This is a genomic window from Arthrobacter bambusae, from assembly GCF_030812595.1.
In the GTDB taxonomy this organism is placed as follows: domain Bacteria; phylum Actinomycetota; class Actinomycetes; order Actinomycetales; family Micrococcaceae; genus Arthrobacter; species Arthrobacter bambusae_B.
The window spans coordinates 104537-118964 of the sequence record NZ_JAUSSZ010000006.1; the positions used below are offsets into that span (position 1 = coordinate 104537).

The 14428-nt window shown below is 62.3% G+C and carries 14 protein-coding genes; 4 read left to right on the plus strand and 10 right to left on the minus strand.

Annotated features, from left to right (window positions below):
• Position 1: 1 nt before the first annotated feature.
• Positions 2–679 (minus strand): NADPH-dependent F420 reductase, encoded by a 678-nt coding sequence (locus J2S96_RS10050; protein ID WP_306862563.1) that lies wholly within the window; start codon positions 677–679, stop codon positions 2–4.
• A gap of 80 nt (positions 680–759) precedes the next feature.
• Positions 760–1059: an SDR family oxidoreductase gene (locus J2S96_RS10055; protein WP_306862566.1), complete on the minus strand. Its 300-nt coding sequence runs from the start codon at positions 1057–1059 to the stop codon at positions 760–762.
• 726 nt (positions 1060–1785) lie between these two features.
• Here J2S96_RS10055 and J2S96_RS10060 point away from each other — a divergent pair.
• Positions 1786–2562, plus strand: a complete 777-nt coding sequence (locus J2S96_RS10060) for a hypothetical protein (RefSeq protein ID WP_306862567.1) — start codon at positions 1786–1788, stop codon at positions 2560–2562.
• On the opposite strand, the gene nrdF is transcribed toward J2S96_RS10060, so the two are convergent.
• The 4 genes from nrdF to nrdH all read right to left on the minus strand — a co-directional run bounded on the left by nrdF (position 2531) and on the right by nrdH (position 6571).
• Positions 2531–3505 (minus strand): class 1b ribonucleoside-diphosphate reductase subunit beta, encoded by a 975-nt coding sequence (nrdF, locus tag J2S96_RS10065; RefSeq protein WP_074590806.1) that lies wholly within the window; start codon positions 3503–3505, stop codon positions 2531–2533. The genes J2S96_RS10060 and nrdF overlap by 32 nt on opposite strands.
• Before the next feature lie 118 nt (positions 3506–3623).
• Entirely contained in the window at positions 3624–5744 is a 2121-nt protein-coding gene (gene nrdE, locus J2S96_RS10070) for a class 1b ribonucleoside-diphosphate reductase subunit alpha (protein WP_306862813.1), read from the minus strand.
• Between the two features lie 56 nt (positions 5745–5800).
• On the minus strand, positions 5801–6271 hold the full coding sequence (nrdI, locus tag J2S96_RS10075; protein ID WP_306862570.1) for a class Ib ribonucleoside-diphosphate reductase assembly flavoprotein NrdI: 471 nt from the start codon (positions 6269–6271) through the stop codon (positions 5801–5803).
• A 57-nt stretch (positions 6272–6328) separates the two neighbouring features.
• Positions 6329–6571, minus strand: a complete 243-nt coding sequence (gene nrdH, locus J2S96_RS10080) for a glutaredoxin-like protein NrdH (protein ID WP_028267421.1) — start codon at positions 6569–6571, stop codon at positions 6329–6331.
• A 455-nt stretch (positions 6572–7026) separates the two neighbouring features.
• Between nrdH and J2S96_RS10085 the strand changes: the two genes are divergently transcribed.
• Positions 7027–8004, plus strand: coding sequence for a LysR family transcriptional regulator (locus J2S96_RS10085; protein WP_306862574.1), 978 nt, complete (start codon positions 7027–7029; stop codon positions 8002–8004).
• Between the two features lie 51 nt (positions 8005–8055).
• On the plus strand, positions 8056–8559 hold the full coding sequence (locus J2S96_RS10090) for a DUF2004 domain-containing protein (protein WP_306862577.1): 504 nt from the start codon (positions 8056–8058) through the stop codon (positions 8557–8559).
• A 104-nt stretch (positions 8560–8663) separates the two neighbouring features.
• Here J2S96_RS10090 and metE read toward each other — a convergent pair whose 3' ends face one another.
• On the minus strand, positions 8664–10997 hold the full coding sequence (gene metE, locus J2S96_RS10095) for a 5-methyltetrahydropteroyltriglutamate--homocysteine S-methyltransferase (RefSeq protein ID WP_306862580.1): 2334 nt from the start codon (positions 10995–10997) through the stop codon (positions 8664–8666).
• A 66-nt stretch (positions 10998–11063) separates the two neighbouring features.
• Complete coding sequence (locus J2S96_RS10100) at positions 11064–12032, minus strand: methylenetetrahydrofolate reductase (RefSeq protein WP_306862581.1); 969 nt, start codon at positions 12030–12032, stop codon at positions 11064–11066.
• A gap of 449 nt (positions 12033–12481) precedes the next feature.
• Here J2S96_RS10100 and J2S96_RS10105 point away from each other — a divergent pair, with 449 nt between their 5' ends.
• Positions 12482–12679, plus strand: coding sequence for a hypothetical protein (locus J2S96_RS10105; protein ID WP_306862584.1), 198 nt, complete (start codon positions 12482–12484; stop codon positions 12677–12679).
• Between the two features lie 23 nt (positions 12680–12702).
• Here the strand turns inward: J2S96_RS10105 and J2S96_RS10110 are convergent, their stop codons facing one another.
• Positions 12703–13530 (minus strand): carbohydrate ABC transporter permease, encoded by an 828-nt coding sequence (locus J2S96_RS10110; RefSeq protein ID WP_306862816.1) that lies wholly within the window; start codon positions 13528–13530, stop codon positions 12703–12705.
• Between the two features lie 47 nt (positions 13531–13577).
• Entirely contained in the window at positions 13578–14381 is an 804-nt protein-coding gene (locus J2S96_RS10115; protein ID WP_306862819.1) for a carbohydrate ABC transporter permease, read from the minus strand.
• Positions 14382–14428 lie beyond the last annotated feature (47 nt).

A 14428-nucleotide genomic window follows, 5' to 3' on the forward strand; every position in this document is an offset into this window, starting at 1 on the left:
ATTAGCGGACAATCTTGAAGTTGAACTCGGGTGTGCCGAGGGCGCCCCAGAGGCGGAGCCAGACGGGCAGGAGGATCTCGGTGCCGCGGGCGGTGGTGATGTCGCCGAGGTCGATCACATCACGGTGCCCGAACTCTTTCAAGAGCCCGGTGACGGTGTCCTTGGCCTCGGCGTCGTTACCTGAAACGAAGACCGTGCCGGGGTCGCCGAGGCGGTCCGGATAGGCCATGAGGCCGGCGTTGAGGGTGTTCAGGGACTTCACCACCCGCGCTTGCGGGTAAGCGCGGTGGATCTGCTCGCCGAGGGAGTCGGTGTCCTTGACGAACAGGGTGGGCGGCATCCCGTTGCTGAAGTCCAGCGGGTTGGCGATGTCCAGGATGATCTTACCCTCAAGGTTCCCGGCCCCGGCCTGGGCCAGGACGTCCAGGGAAGCGCTGCCGTTGATCGCGTTGATGATGAGCTCGGCGCCGGCAGCCGCATCGGCGAAGCCTGCCAGGGTGGTCCCGGGATTCTCCGCGGCCCAGGCCGCGAACGGTGCGGTGCCCATGGCGTCGGACTCGGTGCGGGCCAAGGTGGTCTCGGGGTTACGCGTTCCGATGGTGACGGTATGGCCAAGTTCAATGAGGCGGGCCGCGATGGTGCGGCCAACTGTGCCGGTTCCGAGGATTGCGGTCTTCATGGATGGATCTCCTTGCTAGATACAGATTGCGGCTTGCTCATACAGGTTTTTGTTCGGCGCGGAATCCGAATGGTTAGCCATCAGCTGATCTGGACCCCGCCGTCGACGTCCAGGACAGTGCCCGTGATGAAGGTGTTTCCCATCAGGAACACGGCCGCGGTGGCGACGTCGTCGGGCAGTCCCGCGCGGCCGGCAGGCACGTTCGCTGCGTAGCCGGCGAGCATGCCTCGGCGCATCTTTTCGGGCATTCCGGCGTAGGCCGGGGTGTCCACCAGGCCGGGGGCGATCACGTTGACCCGAACCGGAGCGAGGTCGATGGCATTGGCCTTGCCGAAGGCCTCAAGCGCAGCGTTGATCGCAGCCAGCCGACGTCGCGCCACCTACGGTCGATGCCTTCCAGGAGTTCAGCCGGGAGGGGGCCTCGGCCGGCGGCCTCGATGTTCCGGCGCAGGTGGGGCAGTTTGGCGGTGCCGACGATGGCAGCCGATTGGCCGGCTTCAACCTGAGGACCGGCCTTCCCTACGGCAGTACCGACCGGCAAGAGCCGTTCCTTGATCTTCCCGCACAGTGGCGTTAGGCAACCGACTGAACCGGGGGGAGGCTTAAAGTTCCTACGCAGCAAAAGTTGGGACTTCGTCAAAACCATAAGCATGCTTGCTATTTTTGCCCACTCACGCCTATGCTGGTTCCCTGTCCGAGTCCGGACCGTTGCCGGAATGCCCCCTCCATTAGAAGGTGGGCCGGCATCAGGCAGCCCCTCGTCGTTCCCTGGCGGTGAGGGGCTGTTTTCGGGTTTAAGGCTTGTGGTCGATGATCCGCCGTCGCGCAGTAACACGCCGCGTAGCAATTGACAGCGGTCTCACCGTGGTCTTCGCATCTGAAAAATAGGGGAAATCATGAAAGCGAAGAGGGTGATGGCAAGCCTTGCCTTGACCGGAGTTCTTGCAGCGACGGGCGCCGTGGCTGCTAATGCTTGGACCCAGTACCCAGCTGAGGGTGGAACGTGGAATTACGGGTATAACACCGGGATCTACTCGGACTAACCCGTTGGCGAGCTTTGAAGGCCCGCTGCGGCAAGGGCCAATCCTACGGGGGACCACGTCTAAATGCTCAAAACTCTTGTGCGGCTGACATCGTTCGGCATCGCCATTTTCCTATCCATTCTCGCCGGGATTGTTATCTCCACAGCCGACGATGCCTTCCCATTGGGAGCAGATTTCAAGGTGCGCCTTGACTTCACCCACAGCCAGCTGACAAAAGACCAAGCCATCGCGGATCTGGATTCGATCGCAGACGCCTCGGGCCTGCGGCTCGCCAAGCTCGTCGCCGACCCGAACGACTTCTTCAATTCCCGATCTCTCTACGCATTCGGACAGAATGCCTCGGCGGAGACCCGGAAAATTGACTGGTTCAAGCCCGGAATGACTGGCCAGCTGCTTCCATCCGGCGAACTGGGAACCGCTTCGCTCAATGGTCCCTACGTTTACTCAGGGAGCCCTACCGCCGTCGGACAGTTCATCGGCTGGATTGATTCCCATGGGATTGGCAGGAATGTCGTCGCACAACAACACGCGGCCTTCGTATTTCAGGACTATGGGCTCATCGAGGAAGAATCGATCGCCGTCAACGTCGCACTCTCAAAGCTCCCTGTGTTCGGGCGCCGATCCAGCCGGAGGGCCGGAGTCGTCGGCCTCGTTTCCGGCGACGAGTCCGGAGAACCGTGCCGCCGCCGGCTCCCGGCACTCCGGCCCGCAAGCGTGCCACATCAAGGGCCAGCGGCCATTCCATCCCGGAAGGCTTACAAATCGGGCCCTGCACGTTTACAGCGCAGGGCCCGATCTCACAAGAGAACTAGAACTCCCAGTCCTCATCCTCAGTATTGACAGCCTTGCCAATCACGTAGCTCGAACCCGACCCCGAGAAGAAGTCGTGGTTCTCGTCAGCATTGGGTGACAGGGCTGAAAGGATGGCCGGGTTCACGTCCGTGACGGAAGCCGGGAACATGGCCTCGTAGCCGAGGTTCATGAGGGCCTTGTTGGCGTTGTAGTGCAGGAACTTCTTGACATCCTCGGCCAGGCCGACACCGTCGTAGAGGTCGTGCGTGTACTGGACCTCGTTTTCGTACAGCTCGAAGAGCAGCTCAAACGTGTAGTCCTTGATCTCCTGGCGCTTCTCCTCGGAGACCTTTTCGAGCCCCTTCTGGAACTTGTAGCCGATGTAGTAACCGTGGACAGCTTCGTCGCGGATGATCAAGCGGATGAGGTCTGCCGTGTTCGTGAGCTTGGCACGGGAGGACCAGTACATCGGAAGGTAGAAACCGGAGTAGAACAGGAATGATTCCAGCAGCGTGGAAGCCACTTTGCGCTTGAGGGGATCGTCGCCCTGGTAGTAGTCCATGACGATCTGCGCCTTCTTCTGCAGGTTCTCGTTCTCGAGGGACCAGCGGAAGGCGTCGTCGATCTCCTTGGTGGAGCACAGGGTGGAGAAGATCGACGAGTACGACTTCGCGTGCACCGACTCCATGAAGGCGATGTTCGTGTACACAGCCTCCTCATGCGGGGTGAGGGCATCCGGGATCAAGGAAACGGCGCCGACCGTGCCCTGGATGGTGTCCAGAAGGGTCAGGCCCGTGAACACGCGCATCGTCAGCTGCTGCTCTTCAGGCGTCAGCGTGTGCCAGGACTGGACGTCGTTGGACAGCGGCACCTTCTCAGGCAGCCAGAAGTTGTTGACCAGGCGGTTCCAGACCTCCACGTCCTTGTCATCCTGGATGCGGTTCCAGTTGATCGCTTCGACGTGGCTGAGCAGCTTGACCTTCTCGGTCATTTCGTCCCCTTAACGTATGTGTTCTTTAAGGTAAGCGTACGACGCCGGGCGCTCACCCGGCGTCGTACTCTTCAGTTTTCAGGCGCGGCGGCTGCCGCAAATAAACAACCGTTATCGGTTACAGCATGCAGGAAACGCAGCCCTCAACCTCGGTCCCTTCCAGCGCAAGCTGGCGGAGGCGGATGTAGTAGAGCGTCTTGATGCCCTTGCGCCATGCGTAGATCTGCGCCTTGTTGATGTCACGCGTGGTGGCGGTGTCCTTGAAGAACAGTGTCAGGGACAGGCCCTGGTCCACGTGCTGCGTGGCGGCGGCGTAGGTGTCGATGATCTTCTCGTAGCCGATCTCGTACGCGTCCTGGTAGTACTCCAGGTTGTCGTTGTCGAGGTAGGGAGCCGGGTAGTAGACGCGGCCGATCTTGCCTTCCTTGCGGATTTCGATCTTGGCAGCCACCGGGTGGATCGACGACGTCGAGTTGTTGATGTAGCTGATGGAACCGGTGGGCGGCACGGCCTGCAGGTTCTGGTTGTAGATGCCGTGCTCCATGACGGAAGCCTTCAACTCGCGCCAGTCGTCCTGCGTCGGAATGTGGATGCCAGCGAAGAGCTCGCGAACGCGCTCGGTCTCCGGGGCCCATTCCTGCTCGGTGTACTTGTCGAAGAACTCGCCGCTTGCGTACGTGGAGTTCTCGAATCCACCGAAGGGCTGACCGGTCTCGATGGCCAGCTTGTTCGAGGCCCGGAGGGCGTGGAACAGCACCGTGTAGAAGTAGATGTTGGTGAAGTCCAGTCCTTCTTCGGAACCGTAGTGGACATGCTCACGGGCAAGGTAGCCGTGCAGGTTCATCTGGCCGAGGCCGATCGCGTGGCTCTGGGCGTTGCCCTGCGCGATGGACGGAACCGAGTTGATGTAGGACATGTCCGACACCGCGCTGAGGGCACGGATGGAGGTCTCGATCGACAGGCCGAAGTCCGGGGAATCCATGGTCTTGGCGATGTTCATCGAACCAAGGTTGCAGGAGATGTCCTTGCCGACCGTCTCGTAGGTCAAGTCCTCGTTGTAGATGGAGGGCGTGGAAACCTGCAGGATCTCCGAGCACAGGTTGCTCATGGTGATCTTGCCGGCGATCGGGTTGGCCCGGTTCACGGTGTCCTCGAACATGATGTACGGGTAGCCGGACTCGAACTGGATCTCCGCGAGGGTCTGGAAGAACTCGCGGGCGTTGATCTTGGTCTTCTTGATCCGGGAATCGTCAACCATCTCGTAGTACTTCTCGGTAACTGAAACGTCCGAGAACGGCACGCCGTAGACCCGCTCGACGTCGTACGGCGAGAAGAGGTACATGTCCTCGTTCTTCTTGGCCAGCTCGAACGTGATGTCCGGGACCACGACGCCGAGGGACAGCGTCTTGATGCGGATCTTCTCGTCGGCGTTTTCACGCTTGGTGTCCAGGAAGCGGTAGATGTCCGGGTGGTGGGCGTGCAGGTACACCGCACCTGCACCCTGGCGGGCACCGAGCTGGTTGGCGTAGGAGAAGCTGTCTTCGAGGAGCTTCATGACCGGAATGACGCCGGAGGACTGGTTCTCGATCTGCTTGATCGGGGCGCCGTGCTCGCGGATGTTGGTCAGCGAGAGGGCTACGCCGCCGCCGCGCTTGGACAACTGCAGCGCCGAGTTGATGCCGCGGGCGATCGACTCCATGTTGTCTTCGATGCGCAACAGGAAGCAGGAGACCAGCTCGCCGCGCTGGGCCTTGCCGGCGTTGAGGAACGTGGGCGTCGCGGGCTGGAAGCGGCCGTCGATGATTTCGTCGACGAGGCGGCTGGCCAGTTCTTCGTTTCCGCGGGCAAGGTGCAGGGCAACCATGCAGACGCGGTCTTCGTAGCGCTCCAGGAAACGCTTGCCATCGAAAGTCTTGAGCGTGTACGAGGTGTAGAACTTGAAGGCGCCGAGGAAGGTCTCGAAGCGGAATTTCTTCTTGTAGGCGCGGTTGAACAGGTCACGGATGAAGTTCATCGTGTACTGGTCGAGGGTCTCGCGCTCGTAGTACTGGTTCTTGACCAGGTAGTCCAGCTTTTCTTCCAAGTCATGGAAGAAAACGGTGTTGTTGTTCACGTGCTGCAGGAAGTACTGATGCGCGGCCTCGCGGTCGGCCTCGAACTGGATTTCTCCGTTCGGCCCGTAGAGGTTCAACATGGCGTTGAGCTCATGGTAGCCAAGGCCCTTGTAGGCCTCCGGCAATGGCTTCTTGGTTGCCTTGACTGCTTCCACGGCGGTGGCCTGCCCTTCGGACCTGGTTACTTCTGTATCTGCGACAGTCGTGTCCAAAACTTTTCCAATCCTTGATTGACCCGGTCAACATCTTCCGGGGTCCCCATGAGTTCGAATCGATAAAGAAGCGGAACCCGGCATTTGGTGGCGATGATGTCCCCCGCCATGCAGTAGTTTTCCGCGAAGTTGGTGTTTCCTGCTCCGATGACGCCGCGGATCAGTTCCCTGTTCTGCGGGTTGTTCAGAAACCTGATGACTTGCTTGGGCACTGATCCTTCACCATTCGTGCCGCCATACGTGGGCAGCACAAGGACGAAGGGTTCCAGTGCGAGCAGCGGCGCGTCCTTGGCGTGGAGCGGAATGCGTGCCGCGTCAACGCCGAGCTTCTGGACGAAGCGCTTGGTGTTCTCAGATGAGGAGGAAAAGTAGATGAGGTGACTCCGCGTGCTGACACCTTCGGTCATTGCTTGAGCAGGTGCTGTTTCCAGCGCTGCCATGGGAGTCACCTCGACTACATTTGGAATACTTAATTGTTGTGGCGCAGCCGTGAAGGACTAGGCCACCGAAGCGGCAGCCAGTGCCAGCTCTTCGATCTTGTCCGGACGGAATCCTGACCAGTGGTCCTGCTCGGTCACCACGACGGGGGCCTGCATGTATCCAAGGGCCTTCAGGCGCTCAAGGGCCTCGGCATCCTGGGAGATGTCAACGCTCTGGTAGGCGATGCCCTTCTTGTCGAGTGCGCGGTAGGTTGCGTTGCACTGAACACAGGCCGGCTTCGTGTAAACCGTAACAGTCATGGTTCCTGTCCCCTTTGTTGAAGTCTCTGATCTTCGTTCGGCAGGCCCCGCCGGTTCCGGTTCCGAGTCCGATGCTGGCCCACTGGGCCGCCGAGGCGGCCAAACGCTCTATTCATGTCTTGTGCTGGTTTCCCGCTCAATCCGTAAATTGATACTACATGTAGTGCAAGCGCCTCAGCGGAACCCCAAGATGATGTATTACAAGTATGTCATTTAACGCACCGGTAGTCCACAGGCAAAGGGGGTAAAAATGTCCGGGAATCCGCCAAATCCGTAGACGTAATCCACACCCTGTGGACTACTTAGCCACAAATTAATCGCCAGCGTGTCGCTTGGTCACCGGCGTGTCGCACTGGAGCCAGCGGAGCCGCAGCGGTGCCGCAGCGGAGACCGAATTCACACCGCTATGCTGGCTGGGCACGGTTTTCGGCCGGCACCGAGCCTAAGGATCACTGATGGTCAACCTTCTCCACCTGCGGACGCTGCTTGAAGTCACGCGGCTCGGTTCCTTCGCGGCCGCCGCCGGGCGGCTGGGCTACACCGCCTCAGCCGTATCCCAACAGATGGCGGCACTGGAACGGGACACCGGCGTCGAACTCTTCCACCGCTCCGCGCGCAGCGTGGTTCCCACCGAAGCCGCCCTGACCATGGTGCGCCACGCCTCCAAGGTGCTTACCGACGTCGAGACCCTGCTGGCTGCCGCCTCGAGGAGCACGGACTCCCCCATCCAGGAACTGCGGCTTGGCATCTTCCCAAGCCTGGCAACGTACGTCCTGCCGGACATCCTGCGGAACCCGCGCTGGAAGAAGCTGGGCATTGAACTCCGCGTGTGGGTGGCCGAGCCTTCCCAGACCATCCAAGGGCTGCGCACCGGCGGCGAACTGGACCTGGCGCTCGTGTACCAAGTGGGCCAGTCCGGTCTCGCGTGGCCCCACACCCTGGAACGGCACTGGATCGGCGACGACAACTTCCGGGTGGTGCTCCCCGCATCGTGGGGCATCCGGGAAGACGCCGAAATGCAGGCCTCGCAGCTCTCCGACATGCCCTGGATCATGCACCACCCAGGAACCAGTGACGCAGTAGTGATCGAACGACTGTTTGCCAGTTGCAATCTGCACCCGCGCGTAGTGGCCTACAGCGATGACTTCCACGCGAGCCTCGAGATGGCGGCAGCGGGACTCGGCGCCGCCCTCGTTCCGGAGCTGGCGCTACGGCACCGGCCGCCCGGCGTCGTGGTTCTGGATGTGCCGGACATCCGGCTCGCCCGCAATGTGTTCACGCTGCTCCTCAACGAGAAGCGCACAGCGCAAGTGCAGCTCTTCACCGAACTGCTGGCCGACACGCTTCGCGGAAGCACCGCGGCGGTCCTGGCAGGGAGCGCGGCCGCCACGCCCAAATCGGCGCAAAAGTCAACGCCCAAACCGCGCTCCTGAAATCTTCCCGGATGCTGGAACACGCCGCTTGTTTGGGACTATCTTGAAGACATGAGCAAGGTAGCGAGCAAGCATTTCGGGGAAATCGAGCTCAACCACGGGCGGGAGCACTGCTACGTGGCCTCGCACGAGCTCGCCGGAAATCCCCTCGAACTGGATCTGAACGTCACGGCACATGACCACTTCGACGAGAAGGCGCTCCACAAGGTGGACTACCGCCTGAGCTACCTCCCCGAACTGGTGGACCAGGTCCGGGACATGATTTCCGAGGAGCTGGACCAGGACGGCACCAACCCCCAGCAGTTCCTCCATTTCCACTGCAGCCAGCTCAAGGAAGAGCAACTGCAGGCGGTGTTCGGCATCCGCGACAGGACGCAGCTCACCAAGGACGTTTTCCTCAAGGCCCTCAAACTAGGTCATGTCGCGATCTACCCCGGCCAGCCGGAGCGCTATTTCGTCCTGGATTTCACCCTCGGCTCGCACTTCACCGACGAGCTGCTGGTAGCGGCTGCGGACGAGGACGGCGTAGTGGACGACGAGATCCTCTGGGAATGACCTGACACCGGAGGCAGAACTGAAAAGTACGACGGCGGCCGGCCACCTTTCGAGGTGACCGGCCGCCGTTGTTTGTACTAGCAGTCGTCTGAACTACGTGAGCACTACTTGGCTGCTTCGAGCAGTCCGGCGCGGACCGTCTTGGTGGCCTTGACCAGGTTGCGCAGGGACTCCTCAGTCTCGGCGTAGCCACGGGTCTTCAGGCCGCAGTCCGGGTTGACCCAGAGCTGGCGGGACGGAACGTGCTTGACGGCGGTGGACAGCAGCTCGGTGACTTCGGCCTCGCCCGGAACACGCGGCGAGTGGATGTCGTAGACGCCGGGACCAACGCCGCGGCCGAAGTGGTGCGCCTCGAGGTCGTGGACAACCTCCATGCGTGAGCGTGCTGCCTCGATGGATGTGACGTCGGCGTCGAGGCCGTCGATCGCGTCGATGATCACGCCGAACTCCGAGTAGCAGAGGTGGGTGTGGATTTGGGTGGCGTCGGCAGCACCGGCGGTAGCCAGGCGGAAGGAGTCGACGGACCACTTCAGGTAGGCGGCGTGGTCAGCCTTGCGCAGGGGCAGGAGTTCGCGCAGCGCGGGCTCGTCCACCTGGATGACCTTGATGCCGGCGGCTTCGAGGTCGGCGATTTCGTCCCGCAGTGCCAGGCCGACCTGGTTGGCGGTCTCCCCCAACGGCTGGTCGTCGCGGACGAAGGACCAGGCCAGGATGGTGACCGGACCGGTAAGCATGCCCTTCATCGGCTTGCTGGTGAGGGACTGCGCGTATTCGGCCCAGGCAACCGTGATGGGAGCCGAGCGGGTCACGTCGCCCCACAGGATGGACGGACGGGTGCAGCGGGAGCCGTAGGACTGGACCCAGCCGTGGACCGTCACGTCGAAGCCTTCGAGGTTCTCGGCGAAGTACTGGACCATGTCGTTGCGTTCCGGCTCGCCGTGCACCAGGACGTCGTAGCCGAGCTCTTCCTGCAGCTCGACGACGCGCTTGATCTCGTCCTTCATGAGCTGTTCGTACTGCTCGTTGGTGAGATCGCCCTTGTTGTTGCGGGCACGGGCGGAGCGGATTTCCGAGGTCTGGGGGAACGAACCGACGGTGGTGGTGGGCAGCGGCGGCAGGTGCAGCGCTGCTTCCTGGGCGGCCTCGCGGACCGAGTATTCGGAGCGGCTGAAGTCGGCCTCGGTGAGCGCAGCGGTCCGGGCGCGGACGTCGGCGCGCTGGACGCCTTCGGCGGTGGCGCGGGAAGCGATCACCGCGGAGGCTTCGTCGATGGCGGCCTGTGCGGAGGCCGGGTTGGCCAGGTAGTCCGCCAGGACCTTTACCTCGACGGCCTTCTGGTCAGCGAATGCGAGCCAGCTGCGCAGCTGCTCCGAGAGCTGGGTCTCCTCAGCTGTGTCGTGGGGAACGTGCTGGGTGGAGGTGGAGGTGCTGACGGCAAGCTTTCCGGCTGCAGCCTTCAATTCGTCCAGCTTGGCGGCGGAGGCAGCGAGGTCGTTGCGCCAGATGTTGTGGCCGTCGACGACGCCGGCAACCAGGGTCTTGTTGCCCAGGCCGGCCAGGGCGGCTGCGGACGGTACCGCGCCCTTGAAGACGTCAATGTGCAGGGCGTCGATGTTGGTCGCGGCAAGGGTGCCGAGCTGTCCGTCGAGGGAGCCGTAGGGAGTGGAGACGAAGAGCTGCGGGCGAGCCGCTGCACCGGAAAGGACCTCGTACGCGCGGGCGGTGGCAGCCTGGATTTCCGTCGCCGGGGTGTCCTGGTCAACAACCAGTGCGGGTTCGTCCAGCTGGATCCAGCTGGCGCCGGCAGCGGCGAGCTTGCCGAGCAGTTCAACATAGACCGGGAGCACGTCCTCGAGGCGGGAGAGCGGAGCGAACCCGGCAGGAGCGTCGTCCGATGCCTTGGAGAGCAGCAGGTAGGTGACCGGGCCCACGATGTACGGGCGGGTCTCGATGCCGTTGGCGAGGGCGAGCTCGAATTCCTCGACGATGCGGTTGGAAGCGAGCTTGAAGTCGGTTTCCGGGCCGATTTCCGGAACGAGGTAGTGGTAGTTGGTGTCGAACCACTTGGTCATTTCCAGCGGCTGCTGCTCCTTGTTGCCGCGGGCAAGCGTGAAGTAGCCATCGATATCGAGCTGGCCTTCGGCGTTGAGCAGCTGGCCGAAACGGGCCGGGACGGCGCCGAGGTGTGCAGTCGCGTCGAGCACCTGGTCGTAGAAGGAGAAGGTGCCCGGAACGGCGGCGGCTTCGTTGAGGCCGAGTTCCTGGAGTCGCTTTGCGGTGGTCAGCTGAATGTCCTTGGCAGCGGCGTCAAGGGCCGCGCCGTCGATCTTGCCGGCCCAGTAGGCTTCAACGGCCTTCTTGAGTTCGCGACGGCGGCCGATGCGCGGGTAGCCGAGAATCGAGGCTGCGGGAAACTGGGTGGTGTTCTGTTCAGTCATGGGAACTTCCTTGAGGCAGTAGGTGCAAATCGATGTGTCTAGGGGTCGCGGACCAGCGTCGGCTGGTCAGCTGACGAGTTCTTGCCGGCGGGCGATGGCGCTGAGCCGGCTGGCCGGCCGGGCCGGTCGGGGCAAGGCAAGCTTGTCCAACACGTCCAAGGCGCAAGCGTGCTCGTTGAAGGTGTACAGGTGGATGCCGGGGGCGCCGGCCTGAAGGGCGGCGTTGGCCAGGTCCACCGTGGCGCGGACTCCGATCCTGCGCCGTTCCGCGTCGCTGTCCGCTGCCGCAAGGCGTTCGATCAGTTCCGGCGCCGGTTCGACGCCGGTGAGCTCGCCGAGGCGCTTGAGCCGGCGGAGGCTGGTCAGCGGCATGACGCCCGGAATGATCGGGATGGTGACACCCGCACGCCGGGCGCGGGAGATCAGGTCCGCATATTGCTCGGTGTGGAAGAAGACCTGCGTAATAGCGAAGTCGGCGCCCGAGCGCTGCTTCGCGAGCAGCACCTCGACGTCGTGCTCCACGCTCGGCGACTCCGGGTGGCGTGTGGGGTAGGCCGCCACGCCAACGGCGATCTTGCCGGCGCACAGTAGTGCCGAACGTCGCTGCTCCACGCGGCGGATCAATTCGACCAGGTCCTGGGCGTAACGAAGCGCACCGTTAACGGGCTGGCCGCTGTCTTTCGGAAGGTCGCCGCGCAGCGCAAGGATGCCGCGAACGCCGTTGTCCAGGAGTTCGCCGATGATCTCAGCCAGCTCCTGCGGGGTGTTTCCCACGCAGGTCAAGTGGGCCAAGGGCCGCAGGGTGGTTTCCAGCAGCAGCCGGTTGATGAGCTCGACGGCGGTGTCCCGGTTGGATCCGCTGGCACCGTAGGTGACAGAGACGAAGTCGGGGTCCGTGGCCTCGAGCTCCCCAATGGTCGTCCAAAGGGACTCCGCGGCGGCTGGAGAGCGGGGCGGGAAAAGTTCGTAGGACAGGGCCACAGGGGCAGCGCCGGTCAGGTTTGGATGGGTGTCGATGAGGCTTGGTGGTGACATTTGCGTCCTTGGCTGTGTGTCAGCGGGCCTGCGTTCACGGACGGGAAAGCCAGGTCCATGGACTGCAGAATCGGTGAATTGAGTTTGGGGATACACGAAACGAACTCCAGCAGGGCGCAGCCGCGACTGTTACGCCTGGAATGAAGTTGTCCGTGTGCAAATGTCAGGCCCACATGGGGGCACCCACACCCTCCTGCCTGCCTTCAAGAGGCAGATCCTGCGGAGGATCGCTGACACGTTACCGCGGCAACTTGGTTACGACTCTAAATCGGGCCTCCGGGCACCACAACTCCCTCACCGAATTAAGACGCACTTTTACGCTACGTTTCGCCTGATTTCTGAAGATTCTTCGCCCGGACTGTCGGCAGGGTTCAGGCCGCAGATAGTACGCCATGGGATCCTCGCCGCAAGCCCTCCCCAGGACGGTCCGGCAGGTCTATTCTTTTGCCATGATTCAGCTTCCCGCCAGTTACCAGGAGTACCTCGCAGGCAAAGAGGAAAGATTCGTCCAGACCGTCCGCCCCATCCTGATGCAGTCAGCCGCGGACCAGCTTCACGGAGTCCGCGTGGTCTATAACCCCAGCGGCCACCAAGCGCACTTGGATGACTCGATCCCGTACGGCACCATCGTCGAGGACATCGACTAGGCCACGTGTGCCGGTATACCTGATCAGCCCTTCATCGCGCCGGAAAGTGCAAACGCACTGCCGGAGCCCCTGGCTACCACCGTGTAGAGAATGAGCACCGGGACCGAATACAAGATGGAGAAAGCGGCGAGTTCTCCATAGGCGATGGCTCCATGCTGGCCAAAGAAACTGAAGACGGACACCGAGGCCGGCTGCTTGGAGTTGGACAGCAACAGGATGAACGGGACGAAGAAGTTCCCCCAGGCCTGTATGAAGACGAAGATGAACACCACGCCGAGCCCTTGCCTCATCAGCGGCAGGACAATTCTCCGCAACGTGGCCAGTCCCGAGGCACCGTCCATCCAGGCAGCTTCCTCCAGCTCAAGCGGTACGGAATCCATGAAGTTCTTGGTCATCCAAATAGCCATCGGCAACGTTGTGGTTGCCATGAAGAAGATGGTCGCCGGCATCGAGTCCAGCAATTGCAGCTGCACGAACAGGCCATAGACCGGCACCATGATCGCCGTGACCGGGAGCGAGGTGCCGAACAGGATCGCGTAGAGGAACGGCTTGTTGAACCGCGATTGGTAGCGGGATAGCGGATACGCCGCGAGCACTGCAGCCGCCAGGTTCACGACGGCGGTTCCGGCGGAGAGAATGAAGCTGTTCACGAGCGGCTGGAACAGCAGCCCGGGCGTCAGGACCGCGGCAAAATTAGCGAACGACGGCGATTGCGGCCACCGCGTCTCGTATCCGGCGTTCGGATCGACGGAGGCAAGGAGCAGCCACGCGAGGGGCAACACAAAGCACAATCCGATCACGGCCAAAGCCGCGTTGGCAGCCAATCGGACGCGGAGCCGCCCACCGGCCACCGGCGTCGTGCGGTTCCCGGCGAGCCGCTGCGCGCGGCGTAGGGAGCTCACGATTTTGCCCCGCGTACCAGCCTGACGTAGACAGCTCCGAAGACCATGCCGATCAGGATCAAGATCGAAGCGATCGCAGTGCCGTATCCGATGTCTCCGAGCTTGAAGGCTTCCTGGTACGCCAGCACAGGCAAGGTGGTGCTCGCGTTGGCGGGGCCACCCGCCGTCATCACCCAGATGAGGGTAAAGACCGCGAGCGTCTGGAGGGTGATCAGCATCAGGTTGGTGGCGATGCTGCCGCGGATGATCGGAAGCGTGATAAAGGCCAGGCGTTGCCAACCCCGGGCGCCGTCCATGAGCGCGGCTTCGGACACATCGCGCGGGACTTGGGAAAGCGCGGCCCTATAGACCAGCATTGAGAATGCGGTGCCGCGCCACACGTTGGCCAGGACGATCGTGGCCATGGGAAAGGCATAGAGCCAGTTGGTGCCTTGGACACCGAACATTCCCAGGAGTTGGTTGAGTGTGCCGTCCTGGCTGAAGTACGCGTACGCCGCGAAGGCCGCCACGATCTCCGGCAGTATCCACGAAGCAACCACGACCGTGCCCACCAGCGACGCCGTTGCTCCCCCGGATCTGGTCATCAACAGGGCGATGGCCAGGCCAAGGGCGTTCTGTCCAAGGATCGCCGAGACCGCCACGAAGACCACCGTCAACCACACGGAGAGCGGAAAGACGGAATCCGTCAGCATCCGGGCGTAGTTGTCGAAGCCGAGCCATTGCGGGTTCAGGGCCGCCTTTCCGGACAACGCGACGTTGGTGAAGGACGAGTAGAAGGACCACGCAACAGGTGCCAACATGAAGACGCCCAGCAGCAGGATTGACGGCACTACCGGCAACAAGCGGA